A 19,612-nucleotide genomic window follows, 5' to 3' on the forward strand; every position below is an offset into this window, starting at 1 on the left:
TCGACCGGCAGGTTGAAGTGCTGCATCACGCCGGGCAGGTCACAGAAACGTACGTCGACGAACTTCACGTCCTCGTTCTTGAGGTATCGCAGCAGTTCCTCGGGATTGGCGAACACACGTCCTCCTGCCGCTCGACCAGCGTCCCCCGGCCTCGCGGCAGCCCCGTCGGTCCCTTGGTCGCTGTCCGGCAGGCGGACGTGCCCGAAGCCGCTGCATTGGCCCCGTCACTCACGGTACGCGAAAAATCCAGGTCGGTGCCCCACTACCGGCCGCCCGCCGAACCGAACGGACGACCGGCCCCGGCCGCCGTCTGTCAGGCGGCCAGGTGCACCCGTAGCTTCCCCAGGGCGCGGGTCAGCAGCCGGGAGACGTGCATCTGTGAGACGCCGACCTGTTCGGCGATCTCCTGTTGGGTGAGGTTGCCGTAGAAGCGCAAGGTGACGATCTTCTGTTCACGCTCGTCGAGGCTGCCCAGTGCCCGTCCGAGAGCGACTCGCAGCTCGGCGAGAGCCATGTCGTTGTCCTCGATGCCGAGCGTGTCGCCCAGATCGAGGGAGCGGGTGCCGTCGCCGACCGGGGTGGAGAGGGAGACCGCGTTGTAGGCGCGGGCGCCTTCCAGTCCCTCGATGACGTCTTCCTCGGTCAGGGTCAGGTGAGCGGCGATGTCCGCGACGGTCGGTGACCGGCCGAGCGTCTGGGTCAGGGTGCTGTTGGCCTCGGAGATGGCCATCCGACGCTCCTGCAGGCGCCGGGGAACACGGATGTCCCACGTACGGTCCCGGAAGTGCCGCTTGAGCTCTCCCACGATGGTGGGGATCGCGTAGCCGGCGAAGTCCACCCCGCGTGACGGGTCGAACCTGTCGATCGCCTTGATCAGACCCAGCGCGGCGGTCTGCACCAGGTCGTCGTTCGGTTCGCCGCGGCCGCTGTAGCGCCTGGCCAGGTGGTTGGCCAGCGGCAGCCAGGCCTCGATGGCCCGGGTTCGGGCTGCCGCCCGTGCCGGATGGTCGACCGGCAGCGCGACCATGGCGTTGAGCAGGTCGTTGGCTGGCGACCCGGCAAAGGTGACGCGGTCAGCGGGGGCGTACGCCGGTCGATCCGTGATGACGGTGCTCATAGCGTTCCTCCGCTGTGTTGTTGTGGTGTGTCGCCCCGAGGGCCGCTGGTGGGATGGGGTGACCGGGGTGCCCGCGACGGATGCCGGCCCTGGACGGTCGTCGGTGTCGTCGGGCACACCGCGGGCTCGATCGACGGGCGGCTCCCGGCGGGCGGGCAGCGATCGGAAGGTGCCAGGGTCGAGGCGTGGCAGCCTCGTGACGCCTGGGGAGTGTGGGTCGTCGATGCGCACGTGCGGACCTCCCGGGTGCGGGAATGCGTCGGGCACGTGGCTTGACCCGGGAGAAGCGTAGAGCGGGTGGCGCGGTTCTGCCAGTCGAGCCGTGGGACGGCGGACCGCTAGCGCGTCTGGGCCGGCGCGGGTCGACGTGTCTGCGTCACGGCGAGTTGCTGGGTGCCGGTCACGGCGAGCATGTACCGCACGCACCGTGCCACCTGAGGGCACCTGTCTTGACCCGTCGAGGACGTACCCCCCGCCCAGCCGCCGCACACCCGAGGACGCCGTTCCGCACGGGAGCGATTCGAAGTGGTTTGCCACCGTCCGGCGGGGGCACATGCGCCCAACCGCGGGTGATCGGGTGAGACCGGCCGCCCGGTTCGTCTGCCGATCGTCGCCCCAGCCAGCTGACCGGGGGCACCGACACCGAGAGGACCGCCATGACCCAGGTTCACGACTACCTCGCATCCCGCCGGGCGGATCTCGTCACCGAGTTGACCGGCTGGATGCGGCTGCGGTCCGTCGCGGGGGTACCCGAGCACGTTGTCGACCTGACCCGTTCCGCGAACTGGTTGGCCGGCACCTTGCGGGACACCGGCTTCCCGGTGGTGGAGGTCTGGGGCGTGGAGGAGGCGCCGGCCGTCTACGCCGAGTGGTGCCAGGCGCCCGACGCGCCGACCGTGCTGGTCTACAGCCACCACGACGTGCGGGCCGCCAAGGACGAGCAGTGGGAGGAGACGCCACCGTTCGAACCGGCGCTGCGCGACGGTCACCTCTACGGGCGAGGTGGCTCCGACGCCAAGGGGCAGGTCCTCAGCCACGTGTGGGGACTGCGGGCTCATCTGGCGACCACCGGCCGCGACGCCCCCGCCGTGAACCTGAAGCTCCTCGTCGAGGGTGAGGAGGAGGTCGGGTCGCCGCATCTGGCCGAGCTGATCGAGGAACATCGCGACCGCCTCGACGCCGACGTCGTCGTCTTCTCCGACACGCTGCTCTGGCGGGCGGACCACCCGGCGGTCTGCACCAGCCTGCGGGGAATGATCAGCGCCGAGCTGACCGTCTACGGCCCGCTGCGCGACATACACAGCGGAACAGTGTCCGGGGTGGCGCCGAACCCGGTCGTGCAGCTCGCCAAGGTGCTCGCCGAACTGCACGACGACAAGGGCCGCATCACCCTGCCCGGCTTCTACGACGACGTGGCAGAACCCACAGCCGACACCCGCGAGGCGTACGCGGCGCTGCCGTTCAGCGAGGAGGACTGGCTCGCCCGATCGGAGACCCGCGGTATCGGCGGGGAAGACGGCTACACGGTCCTGGAGCGGCTCTGGGCGCGGCCCGCCGCCGAGGTGATCACGGTGGTGGCCGGTGACCCGGAGGGGGTGTCCCGCGGTGCCGTGCCAGCGGAGGCCCGCGCGGAGATCAGCATCCGCACCGTTCCGGACCAGAAGATCGCCGACGTCGCCGAGCAACTCCGCCGCTGGGTCGCCCAGACCATCGACGACACCGTCGAGTACGACCTGACGATCTCCGAGGAGACCGCGCAGGAGCCCTACCGCACCCCCGGGGACTTCCCCGGCCTCGACGCTCTCGCCGCCGCGATGGAGGAGGGCTTCGGGCAGGCGCCGGGGCGGATGGGCAACGCCGGCGGTGGGCCGGCGGAACTCCTCACCCGCACCCTGGGGGCTCCGGTGCTGTTCTTCGGCACCGGTCTGCCCAGCGACCGGTGGCACGACAGCGACGAGCGGGTCAGCGTCGACGTGCTGCTCAACGGCGCTGCCACCCTGGCCCACCTGTGGCCGCGCCTGGCCCGCCTGGACGGGGTTTAGCCGACCGCCCCGCGGAAACCGAACCATCCCCCGCGCCGGCAGGCGCGGAAGGCAGGAGGACTCCCCGTGACCACCACACCTCTACCCCAGTACCGGCGATCCAGGGTCGCTGACCCTCTGGGCATTCCGACTCTCGGCGTGGAGGAGGAGTTCCTGCTGCTCAACCCCGACACCGGAGACACGGTTGCCCTCGCCGACGAGGTCATCGCGGCCCTACCAGCGGAAGCGCGGGTAAACAGCCGTCAGGAGCTGCGGGCCAGCATGATCGAGATGGTCAGTCCGGTCTGCGGCACTCTTGGGGAACTCGCCGGTCAATTGACCGGGCTGCGACGTGCCGCGTCGGCAGCCAGTGCCGCCGTCGGCGCCCGCCTCGTCGCGGTTGGCGCCACCCCCATGGGCGATCCGAACCGCGGCGTACCTCCGGACCCCCGGTACCTGACGATGAGCCGGCGGTACGGGCCGCTCGTCCACGACCCGGCCGTCTGCGGTTGCCACGTGCACGTCGGCGTTCCCGACCGGGAACTCGCGGTGCAGGTCTGCAACCACCTACGTCTCTGGCTGCCCGCGGTGCAGGCCCTGGCCGCCAACTCGCCGCTGCACGAAGGATCGGACACCGGCTACGCCAGCTGGCGCAGCATGCAACTCCTCCGCTGGCCCAGCCTCGGCCCGACACCCTACTTCGACGGCGCCGCCGCCTACGACCGAACAGTGGCCACGCTCATCGAATCCGGAGTGATGCTCGACGAGGGAATGACCTACTGGTACGCCCGCCCGTCAGCGCGCTATCCCACCGTCGAGGTGCGGGTCGGGGACGTGTGCCTCACGGTCGACGACACGGTGCTGGTGGCCGGACTCGTCCGGGCGATGGTGGCCACGGCGATCGACGACATCAACGCCGGAGGGCTGGCACCGCAAGTGCCCGACAGCCTGGTGTCCGCCGCCCACTGGCACGCCGCCAAGGAGGGCCTCGACGGCACGCTGGTCGACCTGCGCAGCGGGAAGACCCGACCGGCGTGGGAGCTGGTGACAGACCTGCTCGGGTTGGTCGAGGCGGCGCTGCGGCGCCACGGTGACCTGGAGTTCGTCACCGCCGGGCTGGCCCGCGTGCGTGAGCAGGGAAACGGCGCGACGCGGCAGCGTCGACTGCACCGACAGACCGGTGACGTCCGGGCCCTGCTCGCCGTCCTGGCCCACCAGACGGAGGAGAACACGCCCTACGCGCAGACCTGACGGCAGTGTCCAGGTTCCCTGGCCCTTGCGCTGCCGGCCGCCCGCCAGAGCGAGAACCCCCGTCCCCGGCTCGGTCCTGGTAGCCCGTACTCCTGCTTGTCGCACCTCTTCGCATCCCGGCCGGGCGGCCGTGATGTTGCTGTTCGTGACCGGCGGTCCGAGGCGGCCGTCGGCCGCCGGTGCCCGGGCGCGGCGGGTCGGCGGCGTGTAGCGTCCGACCATGGCCAGCGGCGGGACGGACGACGTGGGTGCCGGGTGGCGCACCGCTCGTGGCGCCGACGAAGCGGCGTTGTTGTCGGAAGAGATCACCGCTGCGCGGGTGACCCCGCTGCGACACGCGGTCGCCGCGGCAGCCCGTTCGGCAGGTCTTGTGGGCCACGGGCTGGAGGACTTCGTGTTGGCGGTGCACGAGTTGGTCACCAACGTGGTGCGCCATGGCGGGGGCAGCGGCGAGGTGCGTCTGTGGCAGAACTTTGACCTGCTGACCTGCCAGGTCAGAGACAACGGGCCTGGGCTGGGTGAGGTGGACGTCGCCCTGCCGTCGCCGGGGGAGGTCGGCCACCGGGGACTGTGGCTGGCGCAGCAGCTCACCGAAGGACTGATGATCGACAACTCCGGTCAGGGTACGACCGCCTCGGTGACGGCGCGGCTGCCGGCCCGATCGACCATGAACGAGGGACGGTGACAGTGGCCACAGAGCAGACCTGGCAATGGCGTGTCGACGTCGGTGCCGCTCGCCGTGTCGTGGCGCTGTCCGGTGAGATCGACATGTCGGGCGCCGACCGGCTCGACGACCTGCTGCACGAGACGATCGCCCAGGCCGGGACGGTGGAGGTGGACCTGGCGGGGTTGACCTTCATCGACTCCACCGTGCTCAGCACCCTGGTCGGCGCGCACCACCACGCGGCCGACCGGGGAGTGGACTTTATCCTGGTCAACGCCGCTGGCCAGGTTCGCCGGGTCCTCGACATGACCGGCATCATGCAGATGTTCGGCGGGGTGGCGGATCCGCCACCCGCCGCGATCTGAACGCGCGAGGCCGGGGTCTCGTCGCGAGGGCTGACGGGCAGCCGTCGCGATGCTGGGACCGTGGGGCGGTCAGGCCCGGCCTGTCCTGGGCTCGAGGAAGCGGACCATGAGTACGGTGGCGTCGTCCTGGAGCTGGTCGTCCTGGTACGCGAGGATCGCGTGGACGAGACGCCGGGCGGTCTCGGGCAGCGCAAGCCCGTCGGCCAGGGCCCGGACGGTGAAGTCGACCAGCCGCTCGGTGCCGAACCGTTCCCCGTCGGCCGACCGGGCCTCGATGATGCCGTCGGTGTAGAAGAGCACGTCGTCGCCGGGTTCCAGGGCTTCCTCGACCACCACCGGAGGGCGCCGGTCACCGAGGGCCACCGGCAGGGCGGTGGGAGTGGGCAGGACGGTGACAACCCTGCCGTGGCGGAGCACCAACCCGCCCGGGTGTCCGGCAGAGATGACCCGCAGCCGGCCGGTGCGTTGGTCGAGTTCGGCCAACACCCCGGTGATCAGTCCGCGCCGGTCGTGGTCACGCACCGCGTTGTCGATGTGGTGGTACGTCTCGATCAGGTCGAACCCGCCCCGGCGGGCGTTGCGATATGCGGCCAGGGCCAGGCTGGCGAGCATCACGGCGCGCATCCCGCCACCGGAGCCGTGCCCGACGGCGTCGAACAGGGCGAGGTGGGCAATGTCGCCGTTGACGGCATAGTCGAAGGCGTCGCCACCCACGTCGTAGCAGGGCTCCAGGATCCCACTGATGATCATGTTGCCCGTGGAGAAGGTGAGCGGTGGGAGTTGGGCGCGCAGCATCTCGGCTGGCAGGCGCATCGGCGCCCGACGGCGGACCTGCTCGATCGTGTCGCTGTAGTGCGACCGCGTGATTACCAACTCAGCGAGCAGGGAAGCGACCGCCTCGAACGCCGCCACAGCGGAGTCGGGCACGGCAGCCGAGGTGACCACCTCCGCGACGCCCATGCGCTCCAGACCGTTGAGCAGTGGCAACCACAACCGCGCACCGTCGTCCACGGGCCCGCCGAAGGGGCGCAGCATGCTGAACGCCCGGCCGGCCAGGGTTCCCTCGATGGTCAGCGAGTCCCGGCGCGGTGTGTCCGGACCGGGCAGGGGAAGCAGCTGACGCTGCTCATGGTCGACCAGGTAGAGAACGATGTCGTCGGCGCCGAGCTGCCGGGCGGCCCACCGTGCCATCCCCGGCAGGTCCTCAGGCAGGGCGTGGTGCGACTGCCGCAGCAGACCTCGCAGTGCGTCCCGCTCGCCCATCCCCACCGACCTTCGCCCCTGCCCGCGCGGGCCCGCCCGACCGGTCAGAGTACGCGGGTGCTCCACCCATCCTGCACCGGTGCGCAACGGCGACCTCGCCGATGCACGCCGCCGCCCGGTCGCGCGCTCGCGCCGTTGCTGTTGCCACCGGGAGGGAGGGGCGCGTCGTTCATGCGGACGGCTATCGCGCCGAGTAGGGGTGTCGAAGAACCTGGCGCTGCGCTCGACAGCCAAACGCGTTGCAGAGTAGGAAATGCGGTGCTTGACGCCACACGCGGACGTCCGGCCGCAGGGCGGCCTGTTCGATCATCCGGCCGGTAACCACGGGGCGGAGGCGGAACTGACCGCGCGGCCGTCCGCGTCGCGTTTGATGACCACCACCTGGTTGGCGTAGGCGGTGGCCAGGTCGACGCCCTCGCGAACGAACGCCTCTCGACTCACCGCGCGTGCGGCGTCCTCCGTCGGCGTGGTGATCGGTGCCTCGCGATGGCTATTCCCAGGGGAGCTTGCGCAGGGCGAGTTCGGCCAGGCGTCGTAGGTCCGTGCGGCTGGCGCCGGAGGCGGCTTGGACCGCGAGGCCCTGGGAGAGGGTGATGACGTACGCCGCCGCGTCCCGGGGATCGACGGTTGGCGGTAGGTCACCGGAGTCGCGGGCGCGGGTGAACCGTTGGGTGAGCGTCGCCTCTGCCGTGTGGCGGCGGGCGCAGAGATCTGCCTTGGCTTCGGCGGCGGTATCCCCGGTTGCGAGTGCGCCGTGGACCAGGAGGCAGCCGGGTGGGGTGTCCGGTCCGGTGGTGGCGTCGGCCGCTCCGAGTAGCCAGCGTCGCACGACTTCCCGGGCGGTGTCGGCCTCCAGCGCTGCGGTCCCGTAGCCGAAGATTGTGGTGCTGTAGTGGTCGACGACCTGTTTGAACAGGCCTGACTTGGAGCCGAAGGCGGCATAGATGCTGCCGGCTTTGAGGTTGGTGGCGGCCGACAGGTCGGCCATGGTGGCGCCCTCGTAGCCCTTGGTCCAGAAGACGTGCAGCGCCGACTCCAGGACGCGTTCGACGTCGAACTCGCGTGGCCTGCCCATGACCATGGTGACCCCCCACTTTTTGACTGCCCATTCAATATATCACTTGCCATCGTCGACCTCGCGTGACATATTGAACGAGCACTCAAAAAATGATGGAGGTAAGCGCGATGGTTCAGACACTGACCGGTAAGGTCGCGATCATCACCGGTGGCTCGCGCGGCATTGGCGAGGGCATCGCACGACGGCTTGCGGCGGCGGGCGCGACGGTGGCGATCACCTACAACTCCTCCGCCGAGCAGGCCGAGTTGGTCGCGAAATCCATCGGTGAGGCCGGCGGCACGGCGGTAGCGGTGCGGGCCGACGCCGCGGACCGGGCGGCTGTGCGTGCTGGGATCACGGAGATCGTCAGGCGGTTCGGTCGCCTCGACATCCTTGTCAACAACGCCGGCGTCGGTGGTGTCGGCGCCATCGACACAGTCACCGACGCCGACTACGACCGCACCCTCGCCGTCAACCTCACCGGTGTCTTCGTCGCCAGCCAGGAGGCGCTCCGCTACCTCGGCGACGGTGGTCGCATCATCACGATCGGCAGCATCAACGCCGACCGAATCCACTTCGGCGGCGGCAGCGTCTACGCCTTGACCAAGGCCGGTGTCGCCGGCTTGACACGGGCGCTCGCCCGGGAGGTCAGCGGCCGGGGCATCACCGTGAACACCGTGCAGCCGGGCCCGGTCGACACTGACATGAACCCGGCCGACGGCCCGTTCGCCGAGATCACCCGCCCATACATCGCCGCCGCCCGCTACGGCACCACCGCCGAGGTCGGCAGCCTCGTCACCTACCTTGCCGGCCTGGACGCGGCCTACATCACCGGAGCCACGATCAACGTCGACGGCGGCTACGCCGCCTGATCACGCAGAAAGGGACAGGAGCCATGGAGGTCGGACTAGTCGGCGCCGGCGCTATCGCCCAGCCGGAGGTCGGCGTGTGGTCGTCGGTCGGGGGGTCGCCCGGTCAACGCAGGTCAACGTGGGTCACTCCCTCCCAACGCGGGTTAACCGCAGGTCGTTACACTGACCGCTCGCGCCCTCGTAGCTCAGGGGATAGAGCATCGGTTTCCTAAACCGTGTGTCGCAGGTTCGAATCCTGCCGGGGGCACCAGGTCAACGCCTTGATCGGCGTAGTTCGGGTCGTCCTCGTCGGGCATGCGCGGGTAGCGGACCTCGTATGAGTCCCCGAGTTCGCGACTTCTCCTTCCCGCCCTCGTGATCCTCGGGCAACACGTGAGTGCGCTGAATTGCCCGTGTCACCAATCAAAAGCGTGGGCTGCGGAGAAAACCACAGCCCACGCTCACGGCGAGGTCGGGACGGGCCGCCCTGGGTCGGCCTACCGGCCGCTCAGAGAAACTTGTACATCTCCTCGGACGCGCTCTCGGTCTCGTTGGCGGGCGGCGCGGTCACCGAGACCTTGTCGCCGAAGCCGCTCATCCGCATGTCGGTGACCAGGTCACCCAGGGTCTTCGTGGCGATCGTGTACGACAGCGCGGTGAGGCGCCCCTCCCCGTCGACGGTCGCCTCGAACGGGATGGCCTTCGGGTCCTTCGCCAGCTTCGCGGACGACTCGATGCCCTCGCGCATGCCGCCGTCGGTGCTGGCGGCCTCGGCCGCCTTGCCCAGGTCGGCGGTGCCGCTGTAGCGGCCTTCGCCCACCTCCTGGGCGGACACGACGCCACCGATGATGCCCGTCTGCGCCTTGAGGTCGAAGGACTGGCGCAGCGAGCTGCCCGGCCTGAGCTTGCTGAGGTCGATCTTCATCCACGGCTTCTCGCCCTCGAGCGAATCCGACTTGATGTAGGCGGCGTCGCCGATCAGCCGAGCCTCCATCGGCTCCGGTGCGTTGCCGGTGACCTGGATCGCCTTCGAGGCGGGGTCCATCTTCCCGCTGAGGGTGATCGACTGGTTGCCGGCCTTGACCGAGGCGTCCATGGTGACCGTGCCGGCGAGGCTGCGGTCCATGGCCTGCCGGATCGTGGTGACCGGGTCGGCTTTGGACGTTGCCGGGGCGGACGGGGCCGCGGCGGTGTCGCCGGAGCTGGGGCCACAGCCGGCCACGAGGGCGACGGCGAGGGCGATCGAAATGGTAGGGATCAGTCGACGCATAGACGAGACCCTAACGAACGGCCGCTACCCCGTTTCCTGGGCACGGCGCTCGCCGGGGAGGCCCTGCACATTCGCGGCCATCTCTGTAACGAGAATCTGGCGAAATGCGCTGCGCGTCGCAAGCCGAGCCGATTCCCACCGGCGGGAATAGGCTCCGACTTATCGGGGGCCGCCACCACAGGCCTTCCCGTGCCTGCTCGGACGCGGATCGAGGGGGTCGCGTCCGGCGTCGGTCCGGGTCAGTCGCAGTCTCGGGGGAGCCATACGTCGACCTGCGGTGACCTGCGACGGGTGAGTGGTCGCGACGGCGGCCGGCGGGACCATCGCCGGCCGCCGCCGCGGGTCAGACCGCCGGTAGTTGCTCGGCGCGGACGAGCACCTGGTCGACCAGGCCGTACTCCCGGGCCTGCTCGGCCGTGAACCAGCGGTCCCGGTCCCAGTCCCGCTGGATCTCGTCGAGCGTCCGTCCACTGTGCTGGGCGATCAGCTCCTGCATGGTCCGCTTGACGTGCAGCATGTTCTCCGCCTGGATGGTGATGTCCGCGGCGGTGCCGCCCATCCCGCCGGACGGCTGGTGCATCATGATCCGCGAGTGGGGCAACGCGTACCGCTTGCCGGCGGCGCCGGCGCACAGCAGGAACTGCCCCATCGAGCCGGCGAACCCCAGCGCCAGCGTGGCCACGTCGTTGCGGACGTAGCGCATCGTGTCGTAGACCGCCATCCCCGCGCTCACCGAGCCGCCCGGCGAGTTGATGTAGAGGTAGATGTCCCGTTCGGCGTCCTCGGCGGCGAGCAGCAGGATCTGCGCGCAGATCTGGTTGGCCGACTCCTCGGTCACCTCGGTGCCGAGGAAGACGATCCGCTCCCGCAACAGCCGCTCGAACACCTGGTCACCGAAGGACGGCTGCCCGCCGTCCAGCATCCGCACGCCGTACCCGATCATTCGCCGCCGCCTTCCCACCGTGCCGGTGGGCGGCGGGACCGCCCGGTGGACCGGCCCCTCCAGCGTGCGTCCGCGGGGGCGCCGGGCCCAGGGATTCTGCCGGCGGCAGATTCGCCGTCGGCAGAACCGGCGCGGCCTACGCGGCGGTCAGGGCCCGCGCGCCCAGTTGGGCCTGAGGGCCACCGGACAGAGCGGCGGTACGCGGACCGGGGCGCGAGCCCCCGGCGGTGGCGATCGTGCCGACGCACAGGACCGACCCGCTCTCCGCCGGCTCCCGGTGCAGGACCAGCCCGCCGGTACGCGGCCCCACCAGCAGGGTGGCGTTGCCGGTGTCGTGGCGGGTCACCTCGACCCGCTCGAGTCGGGTCAGCATCGCCCGTGGCGCGGCCGGGAGGCGGGGCTCGACCCGGCGCATGTCGTCGCGAGCCTCCCCGAGCAGGTCGGAGAGGCTGATGCCGAGCGCCCGGCAGATCGCCGCGAGCACCTCCGAGGAGGCTTCCTTGCGCCCCCGCTCCACCTCCGACAGGTAGGGCACGGAGACACCGGCCGACTGGGCCACCTCGCGCAGCGTGCGGCCCTGACGCTGACGATGGCGGCGCAGCACACCGCCGATCACTCGTCGCAGCAACGACATGCGGGCCTCACTCTCGCGGTCGTCGTCCGGGAACACCCCCATCATGCCTGTTGCCGGCCGTGCTGGCCGACCGGTACGGGCCCGCGCCGAGACGCCGGCGTGGGCCCGAGGCCTCATCGGCGCAGGTGGGTGTGCCAGGTGTCCGTTCGGGCAGCGGGGCCCCGAGCCGGACCCGGGATCAGCGCAGGCGTCGCTCGTCGGTCAGCCGCCGCAGCAGCATGGTCCGCACCGGGGCGTCCCGGTGGTCTGCTCGGCGGGCGCGCCCGGTTGCCCGTCCGACCACCCGGACGTGCGGTTGACGACGTACCCGCTATGTTGTGGGCGTGCAGGCGATGGCGGCGGAGCAGGTTCGACGGTGATCCATTTTCCCGCGCAGCGCCGGGGTCCGCTGAGCGCGCTGAGCCTACGGCTCGCTGCCGCACTGGGCCTGGTCTTCGCTGTGGTCGCCGCGGTCTACGTGGGCCGGGACGGCTACCGCGATGTCAACGAGGACGGCCTCACCCTGCTCGACTGCTTCTACTACGCGGTCGTGTCGCTCTCCACCACCGGCTACGGCGACATCACGCCGGCCGCGCCGTCGGCCCGGCTGGTCAACGTCCTCTTCGTCACGCCCGCCCGAGTGCTCTTCCTGATCATCCTGGTCGGCACCACCCTGGAAGTCCTGACCGAGCAGTACCGGACCGGCCGTCGCCTGTCGCGGTGGAGGAGAACCGTGAAGGACCACGTCATCATCTGCGGCTACGGCACCAAGGGCCGCAGCGCGGTCAGCGCCCTGATGGAGAACGGTCTCGACCGGTCGCGAATCGTGGTGGTGGAGCGCAGCGCCGCCGCCCTGCGGCAGGCCACCTCCGCCGGGCTGGTGGCGATCGAGGGCTCGGCGACCCGCTCGTCGGTGCTGAACGAGGCGCACGTCCGCAACGCCAAGGCAGTGATCATCGCGACCGACAGCGACGACGCCTCGGTGCTGGTGGCCCTGACGGTACGACAGCTCACCGCAGGGCAGGTCCGCATCATCGCGGCGGCCCGCGAGGCGGAGAACGCCCCGCTGCTCAAGCAGAGCGGCGCGCACCACGTGATCGTCTCCTCGGCCACCGCAGGCCGGTTGCTGGGCCTGTCCACGTCGGCGCCACCGCTGATCGACGTGGTGGAGGACCTGCTCACCCCGGGTCAGGGCATGGCGCTGGCGATGCGCTCCGCGGAGCGGGACGAGGTGGGTCGCTCGCCGCGTGAGCTGGAATCGCTGGTGATCGCACTGGTCCGGCGGGGCAAGGTGGTCACCCTGGCAGACCGGGCCGGCGCGGTGATCGAGACCGGCGACATGCTGGTGCACGTCCGCGACGACCGACCCCAGTCCGCCTCGACGGTCTGAGTCGCGCGCCGCAGCGGCGGCGTCAGCGGTTGTCGGCGGGAGCCGAGTCCTCGAAGATCATGGCTTCGCACGTGACCGTCGTGCCGGTTGCGGCCCGCCGGAGCAGTAGGTAGAGCTTCTCCCGCTCGTCGGGCTCCAGAACCCCGAGCACCTCGTTCTCGGCGCTGGCGAGGGCGCACTCGGCCTCGTTGAGGCGTTTTGCCCCGTCATCGGTGAGTTCGACGACGTGTCGGCGTCGATCCTCGGGCGAACGGCGCCGCTCGATCAGCTGCATCGACTCGAGGTCGTTGAGCAGCCCGACGATGTTGGTGCTGTCCATGGACAGGGTGCTGGCGAGCGCCTGCTGGCTCGTCCCGCCGCCGTCCCGCAGCACGGTGAGCGCGACCAGATGCCGCGGCCGCAGACCCAGCGGCGTCAGGACCGACTCGGACCGCAGCCGCATCCGTCGCGCCAGATGGTCCAGCAGCGGGCCGGAGCGGTGCTCCGAGGAGTCGAGCGGCGCGGCGGACATGTGACCCAGTCTACCGAGCTGTGGAACGTCGACCTGCTATAAATGGTTGGTGCTTCACAAATGGTCTCTGGAGGGGGAATGATGCATCTACTGCATATCGATTCGAGCATCCGCGGCGAGTGGTCCGTCAGCCGGCGTCTCACCGCCCGCGCTGTCGCCGTCTGGCGTTCGGCCCACCCGGACGGCACGGTGACCTACCGGGACCTGGGCGCCGAGCCGCTGCCGCACCTGGACGCGGCGGGTGGCCTGGCCCGGATGACGCCGACCGACCAGCACACCCCTGCGCAGCGCGAATCATGGGAGCTCAGCGAGCGGTTGGTCCACGAGGTGAAGCAGGCCGACGTGGTGCTGCTGGGGCTGCCGCTCTACAACTACGGCGCGCCCAGCAGCGTCAAGGCCTGGGTCGACCACCTGATCGTGCCCGGCCTGGCCTTCGACCCGGCCGCCCAGGAGGGCCTGCTCGGCGGGCGCGAGCTCGTCGTGATCGCCACCCGGGGTGGCGGCTACGGCGAGGGCGCCCCTCGCAACGGCTGGGACCATGCCGAGCCCTGGCTCCCGCACGGCCTCTCGCTGACCGGCATGGAGCCGCGCTTCATCAGCGTCGAGCTGACGCTCGCCCCCTCGGTCCCGGCGATGGCCGAGCTGATCCCGCTGCACGAGGCGAGCCTCGCGGCGGCAGAGAAGGAGATCGACAACCTCTGGCTGCCGGCGTCCGCCCAGCGCTGACACGACGAGAGCGGCCGTCCCGTCGGGGCGGCCGCTCTCGTCAGGTCGTACGGGTCAGATGATCGTCCACGTGTCGCCGCTGCCCAAAAGGCCGGCGAGCTGCTGCTCCGGGGTCTCGGTGACCTTCGCCTTGGCGGCGGCGAGCTGGCTCTGCACCACGCTGTCGTAGGACGGCCGGTCCACCGAGCGGAACACCCCGATCGGGGTGTTGCGCAGGTCCAGACCGGGCAGCCGGGACAGCGCGAAGGCGTACGCCGGGTCGGCCACCGTCGCGTCGTGCACGACGATCTCCTCCGGGCGGACCGAGCTGGTCTCCCGGACCTCCAGACCGAACCCGCCCGGCGGGTGCACCACGCAGAACCGCCCCTCGGCGCCGAAGGTGATCGGCTGCCCGTGCTCCAGGCGGATCAGGTAGTCGTCCCGGGTGGTCGGGTCCTTGAGCTGGTCGAACGCCCCGTCGTTGAAGATGTTGCAGTTCTGGTAGATCTCCACGAACGCCGAGCCCTCGTGCTCGGCGGCGGCCCGCAGCACCGACTGGAGGTGCTTGCGGTCGGAGTCGATCGTCCGGCCCACGAAGCTGGCCTCCGCGCCGAGGGCGAGGGACAGCGGGTTGAACGGGGCGTCCGCGGAGCCGGCCGGGGTCGACTTGGTGACCTTCCCGACCTCGGACGTCGGGGAATACTGCCCCTTGGTCAGCCCGTAGATCCGGTTGTTGAACAGCAGGATCTTGAGGTTGACGTTGCGCCGCAGCGCGTGGATCAGGTGGTTGCCGCCGATGGAGAGCGCGTCACCGTCACCGGTGACGACCCAGACCGACAGGTCCGGCCGGGACACCGACAGGCCGGTCGCGATCGCCGGAGCGCGGCCGTGGATCGAGTGCATCCCGTACGTGTTCATGTAGTACGGGAAGCGGGACGAGCAGCCGATCCCGGAGACGAAGACGGTCCGCTCCCGGGGGATGTTCAGCTCCGGCATGAACTGCTGAATGGCCGCCAGGATCGCGTAGTCGCCGCAGCCGGGGCACCAGCGCACCTCCTGGTCGGACTTGAAGTCCTTGGCGGTGAGCTTGAGGGCGACGGGCTCAGACATTCTTCAGCACCTCTTCCAGCGTCGTCTCCAGCTCCGAGGCCGTGAACGGCAGGCCGCGGACCTGGTTGTAGCTGATCGCGTCGACCAGGTAGCGGGCCCGGATGACGTGGGCGAGCTGCCCCAGGTTCATCTCCGGGATGACCACCCGGTCGTACGAGCGCAGCACCTCAGCCACGTTGGCCGGCATCGGGGCCAGGTGCCGCAGGTGCGCCTGGGCGATGGACAGGCCACGCTGACGCAGCGCTCGGCACGCGGCGCCGATCGGCCCGTACGTCGAGCCCCAGCCGAGCACCAGCACGCGGGCGTCGCCGTCCGGGTCCTCCACCTCGAGGTCCGGAACGGGGATGGTCTCGATCCGGGCCGCGCGGGTGCGGACCATGAAGTCGTGGTTGGCCGGGTCGTAGGAGATGTCGCCGGTCTTGTCGGCCTTCTCCAGGCCGCCGATCCGGTGTTCCAGCCCCGCCGTGCCCGGGATCGCCCACGGCCGGGCCAGGGTCTCCGGGTCGCGCAGGTAGGGCAGGAAGGTCGTGCCGTCCTCGCCGTTGGGCTCGCTGGCGAACTCCACCCGCAGGTCGGGCAGCGACTCCACGTCGGGCAGCAGCCACGGCTCCGAGCCGTTCGCGACGTAGTTGTCGGACAGCAGGATCACCGGGGTGCGGTAGGTGAGCGCGATCCGAGCTGCCTCGATCGCGGCGAAGAAGCAGTCCGACGGCGACCGGGGCGCGATCACGGCGATCGGCGCCTCGCCGTGCCGGCCGTAGAGCGCCATGTTGAGGTCGGCCTGCTCGGTCTTGGTGGGCATGCCGGTCGACGGGCCGGCGCGCTGCACGTCCACGATCACCAGCGGCAGCTCCAGCGCCACCGCGAGGGAGATCGTCTCGCTCTTGAGCGCCACACCCGGACCACTGGTCGTGGTGACACCGAGCGAGCCGCCGTACGACGCGCCCAGCGCGGCGCCGACCGCGGCGATCTCGTCCTCCGCCTGCATGGTGAGCACGCCGAAGCGCTTGTGCTTGCTCAGCTCGTGCAGGATGTCCGATGCCGGCGTGATCGGGTACGCGCCGAGGAAGACCGGCAGCCCGGAGCGGACCCCGGCGGCGACCAGGCCCAGCGAGAGTGCCGCGTTGCCGGTGATGTTGCGGTAGGTGCCCGGCTTCATCTTCGCCGGCTTGACCTCGTAGCGGACCGCGAAGTCCTCGGTGGTCTCGCCGAAGTTCCAGCCGGCCCGGAAGGCGGCCACATTCGCCGCGACCAGCTCCGGGCGGGCGGCGAACTTGCGCTCCAGGAAGCGCAGCGTCGACTCGTACGGACGGGAGTACATCCAGGAGAGCAGGCCGAGGGCGAACATGTTCTTCGACCGCTCGGCGTCCTTCTTGGACACCTGGAGCTCCGCCAGCGCGCCGACCGTCATCGAGGTCAGCGCCACCGGGTGCACGACGTACCCGGCGAGCGAGTCGTCGTCCAGCGGGCTGGCCTGGTAGCCGACCTTCGCCAGGTTGCGCTTGGTGAACTCGTCGGTGTTGACGATGATGTCCGCGCCGCGTGGCAGGTCGGCGAGGTTGGCCTTGAGCGCCGCCGGGTTCATCGCGACCAGCACGTTGGGCGCGTCGCCCGGGGTGAGGATGTCGTAGTCCGCGAAGTGCACCTGGAAGCTCGACACCCCGGGCAGCGTGCCGGCAGGGGCCCGGATCTCGGCGGGGAAGTTGGGCAGTGTGGAGATGTCGTTGCCGAGCTGCGCCGTCTCCGACGTGAACCGGTCGCCGGTCAGCTGCATGCCGTCGCCGGAGTCACCGGCGAACCGGATGACCACCCGGTCGAGTTGACGGATCTGCTTGGTCACTGTGCCACCTTCGTTCGCGACTGCGGGGCTCGCAAAACCGGCTCACTCCTCGCGCTCACGCCTGCACCTCGCTTCGCTGCGCGCGGTGGCGCGGGCGGCTGAACATGATGGTGACCTCGCCTTGCCCGGCCACGGGACCTCCTTGACGCAACGCTGCACCGCACCGCTCCGGGGCTGGTCCGGTCCGCTGTCGTTCCTCACCTGAGAGCCTACGTCGAACGGACCCCCGACCCTCCCCGGAGGTCCGCCGAGTGGGACCGGATTAGGCGGAGAATTGCCTGGTATTACGGCGTTTCGCCCAGCACGCCGTAATCCAGATCACCGTCGAGGTCGCGCCGGTGACCCCGCGCACGGCCCGGGATCGAGTCATCGTGGTGATCGACTCGGTGCGGTGACGTCGCGGTATTCCGGACACCGCGCTGGCGGGGATACCGAGTCGATCATTGCCCAGCCGGCTGAGGACCAGCCGGCACGCGCGGCGGGCGGTCAGTCGGTCGGGACCGTGGTCGGTTCGGACCCGGCGTCGCTGAGCCGGCGACGCAGCGAGGTGGTGGCCAGCGTGAGGGCCAGCACCACCAACAGCGCCGACACCGCGATCAGGAGGACGGCGGTGCGGTGCACCGAGGTCATCCCGCCGTCGTCGGCGGCGCCTCCGGCGGCGAGCACACCCTGCGAGCCGGTGGGAGCGGGCGGCGAGACGACCGGGGTGGCCAGAGCGGCCGCCGCGGTGATCCGGAAGCTCATCTGCACCTGGCGGGTCGGGCCGCTGCGCGGGTCGAGCTGGCCGATCACCGCGCCGGACAGCGGCGCCTCCCGCTGGGCCTGCGCGGTCGCCTCCACCGGAAGCCGCAGCTCGGCGGTCCTGCCCGCCGGCACCGCGCCCGCGTCGCAGCGGGTGCGGGTCTGGTCGACCGCCACGCAGCCGGCCGGTGGGGTCGGCACGCTCACCCCGGCCGGCAGGACCACCTCGACCCGGCCGACCGCGTCCACGGTGCCGGTGTTGCCCAGCCGGACCGCGAGGGTGCTCGCCGCGCCGCTGATGTCGAAGCTCACCTCGTCGGCGGCCAACGAGATTCCGGGCACCGGCGGGCCCGGCGGGAAGAGCACCGCGAAGCCCTGGTCGTCCGCCGCCTCGCCCGCCACTCCCGGAGCGGTCGCCAGGACCCGCACGGAGCCGCTCAGTGGCATCCGCTTCCAGGCGGCGCCGGAGACCCGCAGCCGGAGCAGGCTGCTGAACCGGGCGCCCGCCTGGGCCGTCCAGGCCCCGCAGCGGTACGCGCCGCCACCCGTGGCGGCGCAGCCTCTCGTTCCAGCGTCGGTGAGCCCGGCGGGCAGGGTGTAGGAGAGCCGGATCCGCTGAGCGGTGGTGCCGGTGTTGGTCACCGTCACCCGCAGGGTGGCGGCGGTGCTGGCCGCGTTCCAGTACGCCCCGGTGAGGGTGACGTCCTCGGTGGTGACCTGGACGCCGAGCGGGTTTGGCGGCGGCGCGTCCGGACCCGGCGCCGGCGGGCGTACCGGGGGCACCGGCGGCATCGTGGGCGCCGGTGGACCGGCCGTGGGCGGCCGGGTGGTGCTGCCGGGCACGGGCGCGGTGGTGGTCGGTGCCGGCGGCACCTCCGGCGCGGTGGTCTGCGGGGCCGGTGGGGTCGTCTCCGGCGGCGGCGCGGTGGTCTCCGGGGCCGGCTCGGTCGGCAGCGGGTCCCCGCCCGGCTCTTCGGTCGGGGTGGGCTCCTCCGCCGGGGTCGTCTCCGGTCCCGGCTCCGGGTCGGCCATCGGGTCGGTCGCCGCGGCGACCGGGCTGGCGTCCGGCGTCGCCGCGCCGGCCCAGGCCGGTGCCACGGCGAGCGCCGCGAGCAGGCCGAGCGCGAGCGAGACCGCCAGCAGAGGCGTGGGACGCCGCCTGGCCGCCCGGGGGCCGGGCGATAGGTGCACGCTGGACATTTGTCCTCCGCTGACGTGGGTGGGGGTCCAGTATTCGGTAACAGTTGCCTTGGAGCACTAGTCCCAGTCGGAAACGAATCCGTAACGTGTTCGGGACGACCGTTCGGCGCGGACGGTAGGCTCCCGGACGTGACCGGTTACCTGGGCTCGTACGCGACGCTCGGTCTCCTGCTGCTCGCCAGCGTCCTGTTCTTTGTTACGGCGTTCTCGGCCAACCGGGTGTTACGTCCTGCCCGTCCAGCCGATCCGCACGGCAAGCGGACCAGCTACGAGTGCGGGCTCGACCCTGTCGGCGCGGACTGGGCGCAGATGCAGATCCGCTACTACGTCTACGCCTACCTGTACGTGCTCTTCGCGGTCGAGGCGGTCTTCCTGTTCCCCTGGGCGGTGGTCTTCGACCGGCCCGGCTTCGGCCTGGTCACGGTGGTGGAGATGGCGGTGTTCGTGGCGGTGCTCGCGCTCGGCATCCTCTATGCCTGGCGTAGGAACATCCTGCGCTGGACCTGACCGCCCCGGCCTCCGGCGATCGTGCCGGTCCGCCCGTCCGTTCGCGGCCGGGTGTCCCGACGACCGGACGCTCCTATGCCGCGTCAAGTGGTTGGGGTGGGGTTTCCAGGCGTCGGTAGATTTCGCGGGCGACGTAGCGTTTGAGGCAGCGTTTGATCTCGCGGTCGGTTTTGCCTTGGGCGCGACGGCGGTC

19 protein-coding genes, 1 tRNA gene and 1 pseudogene are annotated in these 19,612 nt (G+C 70.9%); 9 read left to right on the top strand and 12 right to left on the bottom strand.

The window, feature by feature from the left end:
- Together DKT68_RS32120 and DKT68_RS21355 are read right to left on the bottom strand one after the other, a co-directional pair.
- Window positions 1-116: glutamine synthetase (locus tag DKT68_RS32120; RefSeq protein ID WP_236647015.1), on the bottom strand; the 116-nt coding region annotated here is incomplete at its 3' end.
- 197 nt (window positions 117-313) lie between these two features.
- Entirely contained in the window at window positions 314-1,027 is a 714-nt protein-coding gene (locus DKT68_RS21355) for a SigB/SigF/SigG family RNA polymerase sigma factor (protein WP_236647016.1), read from the bottom strand.
- A gap of 746 nt (window positions 1,028-1,773) precedes the next feature.
- On the opposite strand from DKT68_RS21355, the gene DKT68_RS21360 reads away from it, so the two are divergent.
- From DKT68_RS21360 to DKT68_RS21375, 4 genes are all read left to right on the top strand, one after another.
- Window positions 1,774-3,159 carry a M20/M25/M40 family metallo-hydrolase gene (locus DKT68_RS21360; RefSeq protein WP_109819182.1) on the top strand — a complete coding sequence of 462 codons (1,386 nt, stop codon included), beginning with the start codon at window positions 1,774-1,776 and terminating at the stop codon, window positions 3,157-3,159.
- Between the two features lie 66 nt (window positions 3,160-3,225).
- Window positions 3,226-4,389, top strand: coding sequence for a carboxylate-amine ligase (locus tag DKT68_RS21365; RefSeq protein WP_407940775.1), 1,164 nt, complete (start codon window positions 3,226-3,228; stop codon window positions 4,387-4,389).
- A gap of 220 nt (window positions 4,390-4,609) precedes the next feature.
- Window positions 4,610-5,074, top strand: coding sequence for an ATP-binding protein (locus tag DKT68_RS21370; RefSeq protein ID WP_109819184.1), 465 nt, complete (start codon window positions 4,610-4,612; stop codon window positions 5,072-5,074).
- Window positions 5,071-5,418, top strand: a complete 348-nt coding sequence (locus DKT68_RS21375) for an STAS domain-containing protein (protein ID WP_236647013.1) — start codon at window positions 5,071-5,073, stop codon at window positions 5,416-5,418. Before DKT68_RS21370 ends, DKT68_RS21375 begins: the two co-directional genes overlap by 4 nt.
- Window positions 5,419-5,487: 69 nt before the next feature.
- Here DKT68_RS21375 and DKT68_RS21380 read toward each other — a convergent pair whose 3' ends face one another.
- The 3 genes from DKT68_RS21380 to DKT68_RS21385 all read right to left on the bottom strand — a co-directional run bounded on the left by DKT68_RS21380 (window position 5,488) and on the right by DKT68_RS21385 (window position 7,756).
- On the bottom strand, window positions 5,488-6,681 hold the full coding sequence (locus DKT68_RS21380) for a PP2C family protein-serine/threonine phosphatase (RefSeq protein WP_109819186.1): 1,194 nt from the start codon (window positions 6,679-6,681) through the stop codon (window positions 5,488-5,490).
- A 306-nt stretch (window positions 6,682-6,987) separates the two neighbouring features.
- Window positions 6,988-7,122, bottom strand: coding sequence for a hypothetical protein (locus DKT68_RS32455; RefSeq protein WP_269089867.1), 135 nt, complete (start codon window positions 7,120-7,122; stop codon window positions 6,988-6,990).
- Window positions 7,123-7,171: 49 nt separating this feature from the next.
- Complete coding sequence (locus DKT68_RS21385) at window positions 7,172-7,756, bottom strand: TetR/AcrR family transcriptional regulator (protein WP_201749134.1); 585 nt, start codon at window positions 7,754-7,756, stop codon at window positions 7,172-7,174.
- A 110-nt stretch (window positions 7,757-7,866) separates the two neighbouring features.
- Here DKT68_RS21385 and DKT68_RS21390 point away from each other — a divergent pair, with 110 nt between their 5' ends.
- The gene (locus DKT68_RS21390; RefSeq protein WP_109819188.1) at window positions 7,867-8,610 is read left to right on the top strand and encodes an SDR family oxidoreductase; all 744 of its coding nucleotides are present in this window, start codon (window positions 7,867-7,869) and stop codon (window positions 8,608-8,610) included.
- A gap of 174 nt (window positions 8,611-8,784) precedes the next feature.
- Window positions 8,785-8,860: transfer RNA gene (locus DKT68_RS21395), tRNA-Arg, on the top strand.
- 237 nt (window positions 8,861-9,097) lie between these two features.
- On the opposite strand, the gene DKT68_RS21405 is transcribed toward DKT68_RS21395, so the two are convergent.
- From DKT68_RS21405 to DKT68_RS32565, 3 genes and pseudogenes are all read right to left on the bottom strand, one after another.
- Window positions 9,098-9,859, bottom strand: a complete 762-nt coding sequence (locus tag DKT68_RS21405) for a hypothetical protein (RefSeq protein WP_109819189.1) — start codon at window positions 9,857-9,859, stop codon at window positions 9,098-9,100.
- 343 nt (window positions 9,860-10,202) lie between these two features.
- Complete coding sequence (locus tag DKT68_RS21410; protein ID WP_109819190.1) at window positions 10,203-10,802, bottom strand: ClpP family protease; 600 nt, start codon at window positions 10,800-10,802, stop codon at window positions 10,203-10,205.
- Window positions 10,799-11,436: pseudogene (locus DKT68_RS32565) on the bottom strand (helix-turn-helix domain-containing protein). Before DKT68_RS32565 ends, DKT68_RS21410 begins: the two are co-directional and overlap by 4 nt.
- Window positions 11,437-11,791: 355 nt before the next feature.
- Here DKT68_RS32565 and DKT68_RS21420 point away from each other — a divergent pair.
- On the top strand, window positions 11,792-12,805 hold the full coding sequence (locus DKT68_RS21420) for a potassium channel family protein (protein ID WP_109819191.1): 1,014 nt from the start codon (window positions 11,792-11,794) through the stop codon (window positions 12,803-12,805).
- A 22-nt stretch (window positions 12,806-12,827) separates the two neighbouring features.
- Here the strand turns inward: DKT68_RS21420 and DKT68_RS21425 are convergent, their stop codons facing one another.
- On the bottom strand, window positions 12,828-13,316 hold the full coding sequence (locus DKT68_RS21425) for a MarR family winged helix-turn-helix transcriptional regulator (protein ID WP_109819192.1): 489 nt from the start codon (window positions 13,314-13,316) through the stop codon (window positions 12,828-12,830).
- Between the two features lie 81 nt (window positions 13,317-13,397).
- Here DKT68_RS21425 and DKT68_RS21430 point away from each other — a divergent pair, with 81 nt between their 5' ends.
- Window positions 13,398-14,042: an FMN-dependent NADH-azoreductase gene (locus DKT68_RS21430; RefSeq protein ID WP_236647014.1), complete on the top strand. Its 645-nt coding sequence runs from the start codon at window positions 13,398-13,400 to the stop codon at window positions 14,040-14,042.
- 54 nt (window positions 14,043-14,096) lie between these two features.
- Here DKT68_RS21430 and DKT68_RS21435 read toward each other — a convergent pair whose 3' ends face one another.
- The 3 genes from DKT68_RS21435 to DKT68_RS21445 all read right to left on the bottom strand — a co-directional run bounded on the left by DKT68_RS21435 (window position 14,097) and on the right by DKT68_RS21445 (window position 18,912).
- Entirely contained in the window at window positions 14,097-15,131 is a 1,035-nt protein-coding gene (locus tag DKT68_RS21435; protein ID WP_109819194.1) for a 2-oxoacid:ferredoxin oxidoreductase subunit beta, read from the bottom strand.
- Window positions 15,124-16,971, bottom strand: a complete 1,848-nt coding sequence (locus DKT68_RS21440) for a 2-oxoacid:acceptor oxidoreductase subunit alpha (RefSeq protein ID WP_109819195.1) — start codon at window positions 16,969-16,971, stop codon at window positions 15,124-15,126. The genes DKT68_RS21435 and DKT68_RS21440 overlap by 8 nt, the downstream gene beginning before the upstream one ends.
- 486 nt (window positions 16,972-17,457) lie before the next feature.
- A complete protein-coding gene (locus DKT68_RS21445; protein ID WP_109819196.1) occupies window positions 17,458-18,912 on the bottom strand; it encodes a hypothetical protein in 1,455 nt (484 codons plus the stop codon).
- Window positions 18,913-19,041: 129 nt separating this feature from the next.
- Here DKT68_RS21445 and ndhC point away from each other — a divergent pair, with 129 nt between their 5' ends.
- On the top strand, window positions 19,042-19,419 hold the full coding sequence (gene ndhC / locus DKT68_RS21450; protein ID WP_109819197.1) for an NADH-quinone oxidoreductase subunit A: 378 nt from the start codon (window positions 19,042-19,044) through the stop codon (window positions 19,417-19,419).
- Window positions 19,420-19,612 lie beyond the last annotated feature (193 nt).

The organism is Micromonospora acroterricola, assembly GCF_003172955.1.
Classification (GTDB): Bacteria; Actinomycetota; Actinomycetes; order Mycobacteriales; family Micromonosporaceae; genus Micromonospora; species Micromonospora acroterricola.

Excerpts from the sequence above, each read along its gene's own strand:
- DKT68_RS21355 (WP_236647016.1), bottom strand. The coding sequence starts at position 1,027 with ATGGTCGCGCTGCCGGTCGACCATCCGGCACGGGCGGCAGCCCGAACC.
- DKT68_RS21360 (WP_109819182.1), top strand. The coding sequence starts at position 1,774 with ATGACCCAGGTTCACGACTACCTCGCATCCCGCCGGGCGGATCTCGTC.
- DKT68_RS21370 (WP_109819184.1), top strand. The coding sequence starts at position 4,610 with ATGGCCAGCGGCGGGACGGACGACGTGGGTGCCGGGTGGCGCACCGCT.
- DKT68_RS21380 (WP_109819186.1), bottom strand. The coding sequence starts at position 6,681 with ATGGGCGAGCGGGACGCACTGCGAGGTCTGCTGCGGCAGTCGCACCAC.
- DKT68_RS21385 (WP_201749134.1), bottom strand. The coding sequence starts at position 7,756 with ATGGGCAGGCCACGCGAGTTCGACGTCGAACGCGTCCTGGAGTCGGCG.
- DKT68_RS21390 (WP_109819188.1), top strand. The coding sequence starts at position 7,867 with ATGGTTCAGACACTGACCGGTAAGGTCGCGATCATCACCGGTGGCTCG.
- DKT68_RS21405 (WP_109819189.1), bottom strand. The coding sequence starts at position 9,859 with ATGCGTCGACTGATCCCTACCATTTCGATCGCCCTCGCCGTCGCCCTC.
- DKT68_RS21410 (WP_109819190.1), bottom strand. The coding sequence starts at position 10,802 with ATGATCGGGTACGGCGTGCGGATGCTGGACGGCGGGCAGCCGTCCTTC.
- DKT68_RS21425 (WP_109819192.1), bottom strand. The coding sequence starts at position 13,316 with ATGTCCGCCGCGCCGCTCGACTCCTCGGAGCACCGCTCCGGCCCGCTG.
- DKT68_RS21430 (WP_236647014.1), top strand. The coding sequence starts at position 13,398 with ATGCATCTACTGCATATCGATTCGAGCATCCGCGGCGAGTGGTCCGTC.
- DKT68_RS21435 (WP_109819194.1), bottom strand. The coding sequence starts at position 15,131 with ATGTCTGAGCCCGTCGCCCTCAAGCTCACCGCCAAGGACTTCAAGTCC.
- DKT68_RS21445 (WP_109819196.1), bottom strand. The coding sequence starts at position 18,912 with ATGTCCAGCGTGCACCTATCGCCCGGCCCCCGGGCGGCCAGGCGGCGT.